At 61.6% G+C, this 12,169-nt stretch carries 14 protein-coding genes and 1 tRNA gene; 4 read left to right on the forward strand and 11 right to left on the reverse strand.

Annotated elements, in window-relative coordinates:
* The 3 genes from LCM4573_RS00795 to LCM4573_RS00805 are packed head-to-tail and all read right to left on the reverse strand — an operon-like array spanning nt 1 to nt 4,882.
* The gene (locus LCM4573_RS00795) at nt 1-1,629 is read right to left on the reverse strand and encodes a monovalent cation/H+ antiporter subunit D (RefSeq protein ID WP_071003960.1); all 1,629 of its coding nucleotides are present in this window, start codon (nt 1,627-1,629) and stop codon (nt 1-3) included.
* Nucleotides 1,626-1,964 (reverse strand): Na+/H+ antiporter subunit C, encoded by a 339-nt coding sequence (locus LCM4573_RS00800; RefSeq protein WP_071003961.1) that lies wholly within the window; start codon nt 1,962-1,964, stop codon nt 1,626-1,628. The genes LCM4573_RS00795 and LCM4573_RS00800 overlap by 4 nt, the downstream gene beginning before the upstream one ends.
* Nucleotides 1,964-4,882 carry a monovalent cation/H+ antiporter subunit A gene (locus LCM4573_RS00805; RefSeq protein ID WP_071005072.1) on the reverse strand — a complete coding sequence of 973 codons (2,919 nt, stop codon included), beginning with the start codon at nt 4,880-4,882 and terminating at the stop codon, nt 1,964-1,966. Before LCM4573_RS00805 ends, LCM4573_RS00800 begins: the two co-directional genes overlap by 1 nt.
* A gap of 86 nt (nt 4,883-4,968) precedes the next feature.
* Between LCM4573_RS00805 and LCM4573_RS00810 the strand changes: the two genes are divergently transcribed.
* Nucleotides 4,969-5,274, forward strand: coding sequence for a helix-turn-helix transcriptional regulator (locus LCM4573_RS00810; protein ID WP_071003962.1), 306 nt, complete (start codon nt 4,969-4,971; stop codon nt 5,272-5,274).
* A gap of 64 nt (nt 5,275-5,338) precedes the next feature.
* Here the strand turns inward: LCM4573_RS00810 and LCM4573_RS00815 are convergent, their stop codons facing one another.
* Together LCM4573_RS00815 and LCM4573_RS00820 are read right to left on the reverse strand one after the other, a co-directional pair.
* Complete coding sequence (locus LCM4573_RS00815) at nt 5,339-5,821, reverse strand: GNAT family N-acetyltransferase (protein WP_071003963.1); 483 nt, start codon at nt 5,819-5,821, stop codon at nt 5,339-5,341.
* A gap of 40 nt (nt 5,822-5,861) precedes the next feature.
* Nucleotides 5,862-5,937, reverse strand: a tRNA-Ile gene (locus tag LCM4573_RS00820).
* A gap of 152 nt (nt 5,938-6,089) precedes the next feature.
* Here LCM4573_RS00820 and LCM4573_RS00825 point away from each other — a divergent pair.
* Nucleotides 6,090-6,836: an SIMPL domain-containing protein gene (locus LCM4573_RS00825; RefSeq protein ID WP_071005074.1), complete on the forward strand. Its 747-nt coding sequence runs from the start codon at nt 6,090-6,092 to the stop codon at nt 6,834-6,836.
* 175 nt (nt 6,837-7,011) lie between these two features.
* Here the strand turns inward: LCM4573_RS00825 and LCM4573_RS27055 are convergent, their stop codons facing one another.
* From LCM4573_RS27055 to LCM4573_RS00855, 6 genes are all read right to left on the reverse strand, one after another.
* Nucleotides 7,012-7,353: a hypothetical protein gene (locus LCM4573_RS27055; RefSeq protein ID WP_083347262.1), complete on the reverse strand. Its 342-nt coding sequence runs from the start codon at nt 7,351-7,353 to the stop codon at nt 7,012-7,014.
* Nucleotides 7,354-7,493: 140 nt separating this feature from the next.
* On the reverse strand, nt 7,494-7,916 hold the full coding sequence (locus LCM4573_RS00835; protein ID WP_071005076.1) for a secondary thiamine-phosphate synthase enzyme YjbQ: 423 nt from the start codon (nt 7,914-7,916) through the stop codon (nt 7,494-7,496).
* Between the two features lie 83 nt (nt 7,917-7,999).
* Complete coding sequence (locus LCM4573_RS00840) at nt 8,000-8,353, reverse strand: DUF1428 domain-containing protein (protein WP_071003965.1); 354 nt, start codon at nt 8,351-8,353, stop codon at nt 8,000-8,002.
* A 95-nt stretch (nt 8,354-8,448) separates the two neighbouring features.
* Complete coding sequence (locus LCM4573_RS00845) at nt 8,449-8,847, reverse strand: DUF427 domain-containing protein (RefSeq protein WP_071003966.1); 399 nt, start codon at nt 8,845-8,847, stop codon at nt 8,449-8,451.
* Between the two features lie 95 nt (nt 8,848-8,942).
* Nucleotides 8,943-9,983, reverse strand: coding sequence for a zinc-dependent alcohol dehydrogenase family protein (locus LCM4573_RS00850; protein ID WP_071003967.1), 1,041 nt, complete (start codon nt 9,981-9,983; stop codon nt 8,943-8,945).
* Nucleotides 9,984-10,077: 94 nt separating this feature from the next.
* A complete protein-coding gene (locus LCM4573_RS00855) occupies nt 10,078-11,142 on the reverse strand; it encodes a DUF930 domain-containing protein (RefSeq protein ID WP_071003968.1) in 1,065 nt (354 codons plus the stop codon).
* A 132-nt stretch (nt 11,143-11,274) separates the two neighbouring features.
* On the opposite strand from LCM4573_RS00855, the gene LCM4573_RS00860 reads away from it, so the two are divergent.
* Together LCM4573_RS00860 and LCM4573_RS00865 are read left to right on the forward strand one after the other, a co-directional pair.
* Nucleotides 11,275-11,808, forward strand: coding sequence for a TetR/AcrR family transcriptional regulator (locus LCM4573_RS00860; protein ID WP_244505200.1), 534 nt, complete (start codon nt 11,275-11,277; stop codon nt 11,806-11,808).
* Nucleotides 11,805-12,149: a multidrug efflux SMR transporter gene (locus tag LCM4573_RS00865; protein ID WP_071003969.1), complete on the forward strand. Its 345-nt coding sequence runs from the start codon at nt 11,805-11,807 to the stop codon at nt 12,147-12,149. The genes LCM4573_RS00860 and LCM4573_RS00865 overlap by 4 nt, the downstream gene beginning before the upstream one ends.
* Nucleotides 12,150-12,169: the final 20 nt, after the last annotated feature.

A 12,169-nucleotide genomic window follows, 5' to 3' on the forward strand; every position in this document is an offset into this window, starting at 1 on the left:
TCAGTCTCCCTCCCCTTTTTCGGCCGCAGCGGACTGGTCCTCTCCCGCCACCGCGGCATTCCGCACCGCGTCGATATAKACCGCCGGATTACTGAGCGTGCGGATCGTCGTATCCATGTAATGCATGGCTGGCCCGGCCCGCACCGTCAGTACCAGCGTCAATGCAAGCAGGAACATCACCGGCATGATTTCGATGACGAGGACGCGGGGGACCACCCCCTCGATCGAACCCCAGAACGTCCTTATCCCCACGCGGGTCAGGGAAATGAGCGCGGCGACACCGGAGAAAATCACCAGGATGATAAGCGCCCAGACGGCCGCGGTCGGAGGCACGCCGATCGCTCCGGTGCCCATCATGGCGGAAAGCATGGCAAACTTGGCGACGAAACCGGAAAGCGGCGGCAGGCCCGAGAGCAGAATACCGCAGGCGGCAAAGCAGGTGCCGAGAATGGCCATAGTGCCGGGCATGGTGACGCCCCCRCCTTCCTCCGGCTCGTCCTCATCGTCGCCATAGGCTTCCATGGTCACCGCAAGCACGTTCGCGCCGGCGTCCTGGCCGCGTTCGACAAGTTCGATCAGCATGAAGAAGGCACTGATCGTCAGGGTGGAGCTGACCATATAGAGAAGCGCCCCGGAGGAGATGGCCCCGTCGTTGATGCCGAGGACCATCAGCAGCGTTCCGGAGGAAACGAGCACCGAAAAACCCGCCAGCCTGCCGAGGGCCTGCGAGGCGAACACGCCGATCGTGCCGAAGACGAGCGTGGCAAGGCCGCCATAGAGCAGCACACTGGCTCCGAAACCGGCGGACGGCCCCTCGCCGAACAGCAGCATGGTAAGGCGCAGGATGATGTAGATCCCGAGCTTGCTCATGATGGCGAAGATGCTCGCGACCGGAGCCGAGGCGGCGCTGTATGCCGTCGGCAACCAGAAACAGAGCGGCCACATGCCAGCTTTGATGAGGAACRCAATGCCGAGCACCCCGGCCCCCGCCTCCATCAGCATCCGGCGGTCGGGCTCGATCTCGGGAATCCGCGCCGCCAGATCGGCCATATTGAGTGTGCCCGCGGTGCCGTAGATCAGGCTGACGCCGATCAGGAAGAGAAGCGCGGCGGCGAGGTTGACGGCGATGTAATGCATGCCTGCCTTGACGCGCAGCGGCCCGGAGCCGTGCAACAGCAGACCGTAGGATGCGGCAAGCATCACTTCGAAGAAGACGAAAAGGTTGAACAGGTCTCCCGTCAGGAAGGCACCGTTCAGCCCGACCAGCAGGAGCTGGAACATCGTATGGAAATGCGAACCCGCCGCATGCCAGCGCGCCAGGGAGTAAATCAGCACCGCCACGGCGAGCACCGCCGTCAAGAGCAGCATCAGCGCGGAAAGGCCGTCCACGACCAGCACGATACCGAAGGGCGCCGCCCAGTTTCCAAGGAGATAGACGCCGTCGAAGCCCTGCGGATCGATTTCGATCCGGAAGAGCGTCAATGCCACGGCCAGGACAAGCAATGCCGAGGTGAGGCTTATCATCCCCTTCACGAAACGCTGGCGCTCGTCGAAGAACAGCAGGATCGCGCCGGCAACCAGCGGGATGAGAATAGGCGCTATGATGAGGTGATGCATCCAGCCGTTCATTTCCGCTCGTCCCTCCCGTCGACATGATCCGTTCCAGTAAGGCCGCGGGAGGCCAGAAGAACGACGAGGAACAGCGCCGTGGTGGCAAAACCGATGACGATTGCGGTGAGCACTAGCGCCTGCGGCACGGGATCAGTCAGCGTGGAAATAGCGACATCATCGCTCAAGATCGGTGGAACGTTTGTCTTCACTCCTCCCACGCCGAAGATGAACAGGTTGACCGCATAGGAGAGCAGCGAAAGCCCGATGATGACCTGGTAGGTGCGCGGGCGCAGGATGAGCCATACGCCGCAGGCCGTCATGACACCGATCGCGATCGAAAGAATGATCTCCATCAGGCCTCCTTCGCTTTTTCGGCGTCGAGTGCCCGCTGTCGATTGACACGGATCGACTGGTGCGCGAGCGCGACGAGGATGAGCACGGTGGAGCCCACCACGAGCAGGAAGACCCCGAGATCGAAGAGCAGCGCGGTCGCGGCCGGCACCTTGCCGATCAGAGGAACCTCCAGATACCGGGAATGCGAGGTGAGGAACGGATAACCGAGGAACCAGGCGCCGACGCCGGTCGCTACCGCCGTCAGCAGGCCGGCTCCCATCCACCGCAGCGGAAGGATGCGGATGCGGTCCTCCGCCCAGCGTGTGCCGCCCGCAAGATATTGCAGCAGGAAGGCGATCGACAGCGTCAGCCCCGCCGAGAAGCCTCCCCCCGGCAGATCATGCCCGCGCATGAAGATATAGACGGCCAAGGTGATGACCACGGGGAACATCCACTGCATGATGACCGACGGCACCAGGAGGTAGTCGCGCACCGTATCGCCCGAAGAACGATCGGGGCTTTCCTCATCGAACCTATCCTGGATCTGCTGCTGCTCGGGCACGTCCATGCTGTCTGGCGCCGGACGGAAGCGGCGCAGCAGGGCGAAGACGGTGAGCGCCACCACGCCGAGAACGGCGATCTCGCCCAGCGTATCGAAGCCGCGGAAGTCCACGAGTATGACATTGACGACATTGCGGCCGCCGCCTTCGGTATAGGCGTTCTCCAGGAAGTAATTGGCGATCGCATCCGGCACCGGCATGGTCATGACGGCATAGGCGATGAAGGTCATGCCGATGCCGCAACCGATGGCGAGCGCCAGATCCCTGAAGCGCCGGAAGCGCGCCTGCAGCGTGATCTTTTCATCGCTGTCCTCTGTTCGCTTCGGCAGCCAGCGCAGCCCAAGCAGGATGAGGACCGTGGTGACGATCTCGACCAGAAGCTGGGTGATCGCCAGATCGGGAGCCGACAGCCAGACAAAGGTGATGCAGACGATCAGCCCTACCCCACCGAGCATCACCAGCGCCGCGAGTCTGTGATACTTGGCCAGATAGGCGGTTCCGACGGCGAGGCATATGCCGATGAGCCAGATCGCCGCGAAAGTGGGATCAATGCCTGAGAATGCGAAGGCGCGCGGCTCGAAACCGGACAGGTAAAGCGGCAGCAGACCGGCAAGGAAGCCGACGACGACGACCCAGCGCAATTGCGGCTGCAGATTGCGCGTGCCCAACCGCTGCTCGAGCAGACGCGCCCACCGCCAGGACACCTCCACGAGGACCCGCTCGAAGATGCGCTGCCCCTTGATGTTGCGCAGGAACGGCGGGCCGTCCTCGCAAGTCGAGAGATAATCCTTGAGGGTGAAATAGAGGAGCGCGCCCCCGACCAGCGCAATCGCGCTCATGATGAGCGGCACGTTCACCCCATGCCAGACCGAAAGACTGTATTCCGGCGTATCCTGTCCCAGCACGCTGACGACTGCCGTATGCAGGAACGGCCCGACCGAAATGGCAGGAATGATCCCGACGATGAGGCAGGCGACGACGAGAAACTCTATCGGGAATCGCATCCAGCGCGGCGGCTCGTGGGGCTTTATTACGGGCAGGTCCACTGGCGGCGGGCCGAAGAACACGGTGTGGATGAAGCGCAGCGAATAGGTCACGCTGAAGGCTCCGGCAAGCGTCGCCACATAGGGCAGGATGCGGTCGAGGATGGAGTCGGCATGGGTCTCCACCGCCTCGGCGAAGAACATCTCCTTCGACAGAAAGCCGTTGAGAAGCGGCACGCCCGCCATGGCGGCGCTGGYGACCATGGCGAGCGTCGCCGTATACGGCAGGAACCGGAACAGTCCGCTGAGACGCCGCATGTCGCGCGTACCCGTCTCGTGATCGATAATGCCCGCGGCCATGAACAGCGACGCCTTGAAAGTTGCATGGTTCGCCATGTGGAAGATCGCCGCGACCGTCGCAAGCGGGCTTCCGAGGCTGAGAAGCGTGGTAATCAGGCCGAGATGGCTGATGGTGGAATAGGCGAGCAGTCCCTTCAGGTCCTGCTGGAACATCGCAAAATAGGCGCCCAAGAGCAGAGTGACGATGCCCGCGAAACCCACGAGCCAGAACCATTCGTAGGTTCCCGAAAGCGCCGGCCAGAACCGCACCAGCAAGAAGACGCCGGCCTTCACCATAGTGGCCGAATGCAGATAGGCCGAAACCGGCGTCGGCGCCGCCATGGCGTTCGGAAGCCAGAAATGGAACGGAAACTGCGCGCTTTTGGTCAGCGCGCCGAGCAAGATGAAGACCAGCGCGGGCAGATAGAGCGAATGGCTGCGGATGATATCGCCGGACTGGAGGATCTTGTCGAGATCGTAGCTGCCCACGATGTTGCCGAGGAGCAGAAGGCCGATCAGCAGGCAAAAGCCGCCGATACCGGTGATCGTCAGGGCCATGCGCGCGCCGTCGCGGGCCGCGGGGCTGTTGTGCCAATAGCTGATCAGCAGGAAGGAGAAGATGCTCGTCAGTTCCCAGAAGACCGACAGCAGGATCACGTTGCCGGAAATGACGATGCCGAGCATCGCGCCCATGAAGGCGAGCAGGAAGGAGAAAAAACGCGGGACGGGATCGTCCTCGGACATATAATAACGGGCATAGACGACCACGAGAAAGCCGATGCCCGTGATCAGCATGGCGAACATCCAGGCGAAGCCATCCAGCCGCAGCGTGAAGTTGAGGCCGAGCTGCGGCAGCCATTGCCCTTCGAATCGAATGATTTGGCCCGCCGATACGGCGGGATAGCAGGCTGCGACGATTACCAGCGAGAGCAGCGCGACGGCGCCCGCGAGCCAGGCCGGTATGACGCGCGAGCGCGTCTGCAGCAGAAAAACGGATACCAGGCTTCCAAGAAACGGCAGGACCAGCAGCAGAAGGAGATATGGTCCCGAAGTTATCCCAATGTTCCGTTCCTTCCCTGTTCCGCGTGCAAATATCGCCTTGTCGAGGAGCGTCGACCACCCATCTAGCAATATCAGCAAAAATGCCATATATGAAAGATAATGACCAATATGGGCAGCTTTGGACGATGGGTCAAGCGGATAAGCCGAAGATTTTGACACCCGCTCTATGTCGGGCAGCCCGCGGCTTCCTGAACTGGACGCAGTCCGACCTCGCGGACCGTTCCGGCGTCTCGCGCAGCACGATTCGCGACTATGAGGGTAGCCGGCACGACGTGCATCGCTCGACCGAAGCGCAACTGCGCCTCGCCTTCGAAAACGGCGGCGTGATGTTCACCTGTTCCGAGGAAGGACAGTCCGGCCTCTGTCAGAAGGAGCGGCCGGAGTAGGGTTGGTGGGGCAAAGGCTCTCTCCTATCCTCACCGAAATAAGCCCCTTCTCCGACGGCCATCCTCAGCGTAGCGCTTTAATAAACAAAATGGTCGTCAGGCCGCTATTCCACTCTTCGTCGGGATAACGACCTGCCTCAAGATAACCTCTGGACTGGTAAAAGGCTTGGCTGGGCCGATTGAATGTATCGGTTTCCAGTCGTGCCGAGGCAAATCCCGCCTGGGCAATCCGCATCTCTGCATGATCCAACAACCGTCGGCCGATACCCTGTCGCGCATGCGACGAGCGCACATGCAGGGCGTTTATGAAATCCCCGTCCCAATCGACCAAGCCGACGACCTCGCCGGCAATATCGGCCACCCAGAAGTGAAGCCCGCGCTTGTTCACATAGGCGGTGGGCCGATTTTCCTGGATGAAGGCTTGCGCGGCGGCCTCTTTGAGGTTGGGCCGCCAGGTGCTCTCGAAAGTATCATAAAGAATGGCGTTTAGACTGGCGAAGTCTTCCGGCCGCGCTGCCCGAACGATGATATCCTTATCTCCGATCATGTTCGCGCTGTGCCTGAGAAGATAAATCGAAACAAGAATTTGGTGGGCCCGGAGGGACTCGAACCCCCAACCAAGCGGTTATGAGCCGCCGGCTCTAACCATTGAGCTACAGGCCCTCACGCTTCGGTAGAAACGTCCGGGCCGCAAATGGTCGATACGGCCCGGACGCCCGCTCTAGCCCAAATCGGAAAAAGCCACAAGCCATTGCCGCAATAGCTTCACAATCCGTGGGCACCTAGGCAGAATGTTCCAAAGAAAGGAATCGTTCATGAACGCTACGTCCACCTCCCGCTCCCTTCTTGCCGCCTCCCTCTCCGGCCTTTTGCTGACCGCGGGAGCCGGCGCGGCTTCCGCTCAGGAGAGCCGCCCGCGTGAAGCCGTGATCAGCGTCACCGGCGAAGGCGAAGCATCGGTCGCGCCCGACATGGCGATCCTGACGCTTTCGGTCGTGCGCAACGGCGAAACCGCGGAAGCCGCGCTTTCGGCCAACAATTCCGCGATGAACGAGGTCCTTTCCGCGCTGAAGGCCGAAGGCATCGCCGATCGCGATATCCAGACCAGCAACTTCTCCATCTACCCGCAATATCGTCACYCGGAGCCGAAGGACGGCGTTTCCCAGCCGCCGGAGATCGTCGGCTACGAAGTGTCCAACACGCTGACGCTGCGGATCCGCGACTTGCAGAAGCTTGGCAGTCTCATTGACAGCTCGGTGAAGCTCGGCGTCAACCAGGGTGGCCAGATCGTCTTCACCAACGACGACCCCGCCGCCACCACCACCGAGGCCCGCAAGGCGGCGGTCGCCAACGCGCTGGCCAAGGCCAAGACGCTGACGGAAGCGGCCGGCGTGAAACTTGGTCGGGTCATCGAGATCAACGAGACCTCCTTCCGCCCCATGCCGCAGCCGATGGGCCGCATGGCGATGGCCAAGGAAATGTCGGCCGACGCGGTGCCGGTGGCCAGCGGCGAGAACACCTACACGGTCACGGTCAACGTCACCTTCGCACTGGAGCAGTAAGCTCCGCTCTCCACCCTCGGGGATAACGACCGAACAAACCAAAACCTCCGCCCAGGCGGAGGTTTTTCTTTAAATACGCTTCAAGGCTGAACAAACGAAAGCGCCCTCGCCCGATCCGGAGATCTGGCGAGGGCGTTCTTTCCGTCATCGGGCGATGGAGACGGAAACTCTTTCCTTAGCGGCGAATGAGAGGGCAACCGCGCCGATTGGCGAAGATCACGCGATCCCGGCCGCGACGATCGAACCCGGAGACGACTACCACGCGGCGGTCCGCACCGACGACGCGCGCACGGCGAAGGCCCATATACCTTGCCTTCTCTACGGCCAACCGAGGCGAGCAGCCGGGACGGCCCGGACGATCCGGACGGCCAGGGCGGTAAATACGATCACCTTCGCGATACTGCACTTGCTGGATGCCGAGTTCCGGGCTGGAAGCCGCGGCGATAGTTGGGACGGCGGAGAAGCCGGTCAATGCGACAAGCGCTGCAATCCCGAGTTTAGCGATCAGGTTAGTCATGGATGTTTCTCCGAAACTGCGGCCAGAACGCCTGGGCCGACGACTATCATCTCTCGCCGAACCCAGCGATTGACAAGACCCTAAAATTTTCAGCCTGAACGAGTGCCTAATTCGGCATTCACTTACCGTTCATCTATGGATCATGCGGAGAGATGCAGGACGATTTCCCGGCGGTGCGGCCGGTCGCGATGTTCGAAGAGATAAATCCCCTGCCAGGTGCCGGTGAGAAGTCGCCCGTCGCGAACCGGTATGCCGAGAGAAACCTGGGTCAAGGCTGCCTTGATATGCGCCGGCATGTCGTCCGGGCCCTCGGTCGTATGCGTCACCCAACCCATGGACGGATCATTCGTCGGCGGCACGAGACGGGAGAAGAAGGTCTTCAGATCCCGGCGCACGTCGGGATCTGCATTCTCCTGGATGATGAGGGAGCAGGAGGTATGGCGCACGAAGACGGTGAGCAGCCCTTCGCCCGCGCCGGTTGAGCGGGCGAATTTCGCCGCTTCTTCCGTGAATTCGTAGAGCCCCTGCCCTCGGGTGGAGATGGAAATCACGGTTTGCGGCACGATTTCTCCTTTTCCGGTTTCGCCGCTTTTCGAATCCAGAGGTGCCGGCTCGTCACCGGCATCTCTGGTCACGGTTTTCAGCGTCACAACGTCAAAAAGCTTTCAAAGCCGCCATAGATCATTCGCTTGCCGTCGAAAACATCTTTCCAGTCGTTGCCGGCAAGCCGCGGGTCGGCCATCACCTTGCTATTGATTTCGTCACGGCTGCTGCGGCTCTCGTAGGTGATCCAGGAAAAGACGACCGTCTCATCCTCCTTTGCCTGCACCGAGCGGGGGAATGACGTAAGCTCGCCATATGGCACGTCATCGGCGAAGCATTCCACGTAGCTGAGCGCGCCCAGCTCCTTCCAAACTTCGCCCGCGGCGCGGGCCATTTCCTTGTAGCGCTCGATATTGGCCTTCGGCACGGCAAGCACAAATCCATCGACATAGGGCATTTCAAGCTCCTCCTTTTGTGGGGTGGAAAGTCCTCAAGCCTTCCAAGGACGCCCGGCAAGCGCCATTCCCGACATGAACCGCCAAAAATCTCGCGTCAAAACTGGCCGGCTGCCGGCGCAGCGGTTTCCTCGATCGAATCCACCCGATCAGGATAGAAGGCCAGATAGCCCCTGATCGGACCGACCGCTTCATAGGGTTCTTCGTAGGACCACACGGCGTTCTTCGCCCCCTCGCCGCCGGCCCGGATGCTGTAATAGGAGGCCTCGCCCTTATAGGGGCAGTAGGTGTGATGGTCGGTGGGCTCGAGCATAGATATGTCCGCATCCGTGCGCGGAATGTAATGCACCGGCGGATAGGAGGCCTCGCGAAGCGTCAGCGTGTTCGTGCTGTCGGCGATCACCTTGCCGCCAAGCTTCACCACCACGCGCGCCGGATTGCTCTCCACCGTGATGGGATGGTCGGGTCCCGGATATCTTCGTTCTCTCGCTGCCATGGGTCACCCTCCTTCGGGTTTCGAAAGGAGGGATATAGGAGGCTGGCTCGTCGGAACCACCGCAATTCGCCGAAAAGATTCGGCCGGATCGGTCGTCAGAACGCCGTTATGACGCTCATGCCCGCGGTCTCGGATTTATCCATCGTCATCAGAGCCGGGATTGCCTCTTCGAGACTGATTCGCTTGGCGATCAGCATTTGAGGCGCAATCTTGCCGGCGGAAATCATCGCGAGCATCGCATCGTAGCGCCAGGCCTGCATCCCGTGGCTTCCATAGATCTCCAGCTCGTGGCCGATCACCTGCGCCATGGGGATCTGCGGTGTCGCATGCTCTCCGAGCATCAGCCCGACCTGCACATGGCGGCCGCGCCGCCGCAGGTTCTTGATGGAATTGAAGCAGGTGGCGGGATGGCCAAGCGCATCGATGGAGACATGGGCTCCACCCTTGGTGATCTCCCGCACCACCTCCACCACATCCGCGCCCGTGCCGGCATTGATGGTGGCCACCGCGCCGCATTGGCGGGCAAGCGCCAGCTTCTCTTCGGAAATATCGATGCCGATCGCATTCGCCCCGAGGGCCGCCGCGATCATGATCGCCGAGAGCCCCACACCGCCGCAGCCATGAATAACGATCCATTCGCCAGGGCCGGTGCGCGCCTGATCAGCCACAGCGCGGAAGGATGTGGCGAACCGGCAGCCGAGGCTCGCCGCCGTCGCGTCGTCGATCTCTTCGGGCAGATGCACGAGATTGGTGTCCGCATAGTCGATCGCCACATATTCGGCGAACGAGCCCCAATGGGTAAAGCCGGGCTGGAACTGGTTGGGGCAGACCTGCTGGTTGCCGGAATGGCATTCGGAGCAATGCCCGCAGCCGGAAACGAAGGGCACCGTCACCCGGTCTCCCACCTTGAAGCGCATCACGCCCCTGCCCGTGGCGACGATCCGACCTGCGAATTCATGACCGGGCACATGCGGCAGACGGATATCGGGATCATGCCCCATCCAGCCATGCCAATCGCTGCGGCAAAGCCCCGTCGCTCCAACCTTTATCACCACTCCATTGAAGCCCGGTTCGGGATCGGGCAGCGTGCGGATCTCGGGCGCCTTTTCGAAGGCATCGTAAAACATGGCTTTCATGGTGTGCCCCCATCACAAGGTGCGTGAAACATAGTTGTAGCAACTGCCGGTCCCGAGGGATGCCCCCTAAGCCGACAATCAGATCAGCAGGCGGTCATTGGAAGCCGCGTGCACGCCATTGGCTCCGCGGCACCGGAGCGCCTACCTTGAATGCAAAGGATAAAACCTTGGTGGCACCTTCATCGATCACGCAGCGAAAGCTCAAGTCATACCATTGGCCGTTAGCGAGGAAACCAACATTCTGTTCATCAAGAACCGTCCCCTCCGGCAATCGGGGCCGTGGCACGGCTGTTACGCTATACGAGGCATTTCGTAACTGCGCCGCCAGTTCGTTGGAGCAGAGTTGACCTGCGCGCAACCCCCTCGGCATATCGCCCATGGCTCTCGTAGCAATCTGACTCCCCGTTTCGTTTTGCGAAAACAGCCTCTTGGCCTCCGTCAATTCCAGCGGCTTTTCGGCGGGCTTCTCCGCCGCCTGCGTTTTCGGCCGTTCGGCCGGCACGGGCACGGTTTCCAGGCTCGTCTCCCCCGGCGCGACAGTTCCGTCCCGCTCCGGGCTGGTGTCGGCAACATCCACCTCCGGCAGATCGATATCATCCGGCAAGGGAGGCGCTTCCTGCTCGGCCGCATCCGGTGCTTCCTCGGCGGTCGAGGCAGCCGGTGCAGGCTCTTCCGCCTCGGCTTCCTGTTCGGCGGGAGGCGTCGCGGGCACCTCCCCCTCTTCGGAGGCATTGCCATTGGATAGTTTTGGCCCGGTATCCTTCTCCCCATACTGGAAGACAGGGTCGAGCGTCGGCAGAGGTTGCGCCATGGCATGCTCCTCGGGCTGCTCCTGTGCCTGGGGTGGCGGAGGTTCGGTCGGCGATGTCTCTGCCTGGGGACTTGGCGGTGGGGGCGGAGGCGGTGCCGCCTCTTCCGGCTTCGGCTCCTCCGGCTTTGGCTCCGGCGGCGGCTCGGCAGGCGCCTGCTCCTCTTTCTTCGGTGTCTCCTCCTCAGGTGGCGGGACGAGCTCCACCTGCACGGCCTCCTCCTCGCGAGGTTCCGAAAAATCGAGCGGCAGATGGAAGAACAGCACGCCGGCAAAGACGGCATGCAGCAGGATGGAGGCCGGAATGCCCCATCGGATATCGCTGCGCGGCTTTTCCGTCTCCTGCTTCATGAGAAGATCACTACACGCCCGCCCCTGCTCCGCAAAATCAAATCGGTTCTATTCTCGTTTGCAAACAAACCTACCAAATGGTATGTTTACATCATGTCGGAAGCTCACAGACGAGAAAAACAACCGGAACAGGTGCGGCGATCCCTGCTGGATCATGCCGCGCGCTGCGCTGTGGAACAGGGACTTGGCAGCCTTACCCTTCAGGCCGTTGCCGATGCAGCGGGTGTGACGAAGGGTGGCCTCCTGCATCATTTCCCCAACAAGCAGGCACTGATCGAGGCCGTCTTCGAAGATCTGCTCGGCAAGCTGGACGAGGAGATAGACCGGCGCATGAGCGAAGACCCTGCCGAACAGGGGCGCTTCACGAGGGCCTATATCGACGCCTTCTTTCAGGTGACCCGCGAGCGCAGCGGCAGCCCTTGGGCGGCACTTGCCATCTCCACCATGACCGATCCGCGCCTGCGGGAACTCTGGTCGGAATGGATGCGCGATCGGCTTGCACGGCACGAGACCACCGACAGCCAGCCCGCGTTCCGCATCGCCCGCTATGCAGCGGACGGCATCTGGCTTGCGAACCTCACCGAAATCGAGGGGCTCGAAGCAGGCACGCTCGACGAGCTTCGCTTCGATCTGGAAAGACTGACGAAAGGCGAATTGAAGACATGAACCTTGCCCTTCTCACCTATGGCGCGCTTGGGATCGCCATCGTGCTCGAAGTGATCGGTACGACCTTCCTGCAGCAGAGCCAGCAGTTCACCCGCGCATTGCCGACGGCGCTGATGGGCATCTGCTACCTGGCGGCCTTCTACTTCCTGTCGGTCGCGCTTCGCACCATGCCGGTCGGCATCGCCTATGCCATATGGAGCGGGCTTGGCATCGTGCTGATTTCGATAATAGGCCTGGTCCTGTTTCGGCAGACGCTGGATCTCGCGGCCATTATCGGTCTGGGACTCATCATCGCCGGCGTTCTGGTGGTAAACCTGTTTTCCAACAGCGTCTCGCACTAGCCCTATGGGCTTGCCATTCC

This window comes from Rhizobium sp. LCM 4573, from assembly GCF_001854865.1.
Taxonomy (GTDB): Bacteria; Pseudomonadota; Alphaproteobacteria; order Rhizobiales; family Rhizobiaceae; genus Neorhizobium.

Bases quoted from the DNA above. Each gene is read 5' to 3' on its own strand.
- LCM4573_RS00800 (WP_071003961.1), bottom strand. From the start codon at position 1,964: ATGGAGATCATTCTTTCGATCGCGATCGGTGTCATGACGGCCTGCGGC.
- LCM4573_RS00810 (WP_071003962.1), top strand. From the start codon at position 4,969: ATGCCATATATGAAAGATAATGACCAATATGGGCAGCTTTGGACGATG.
- LCM4573_RS00815 (WP_071003963.1), bottom strand. From the start codon at position 5,821: ATGATCGGAGATAAGGATATCATCGTTCGGGCAGCGCGGCCGGAAGAC.
- LCM4573_RS27055 (WP_083347262.1), bottom strand. From the start codon at position 7,353: ATGACTAACCTGATCGCTAAACTCGGGATTGCAGCGCTTGTCGCATTG.
- LCM4573_RS00840 (WP_071003965.1), bottom strand. From the start codon at position 8,353: ATGCCCTATGTCGATGGATTTGTGCTTGCCGTGCCGAAGGCCAATATC.
- LCM4573_RS00845 (WP_071003966.1), bottom strand. From the start codon at position 8,847: ATGGCAGCGAGAGAACGAAGATATCCGGGACCCGACCATCCCATCACG.
- LCM4573_RS00850 (WP_071003967.1), bottom strand. From the start codon at position 9,983: ATGAAAGCCATGTTTTACGATGCCTTCGAAAAGGCGCCCGAGATCCGC.
- LCM4573_RS00855 (WP_071003968.1), bottom strand. From the start codon at position 11,142: ATGAAGCAGGAGACGGAAAAGCCGCGCAGCGATATCCGATGGGGCATT.
- LCM4573_RS00865 (WP_071003969.1), top strand. From the start codon at position 11,805: ATGAACCTTGCCCTTCTCACCTATGGCGCGCTTGGGATCGCCATCGTG.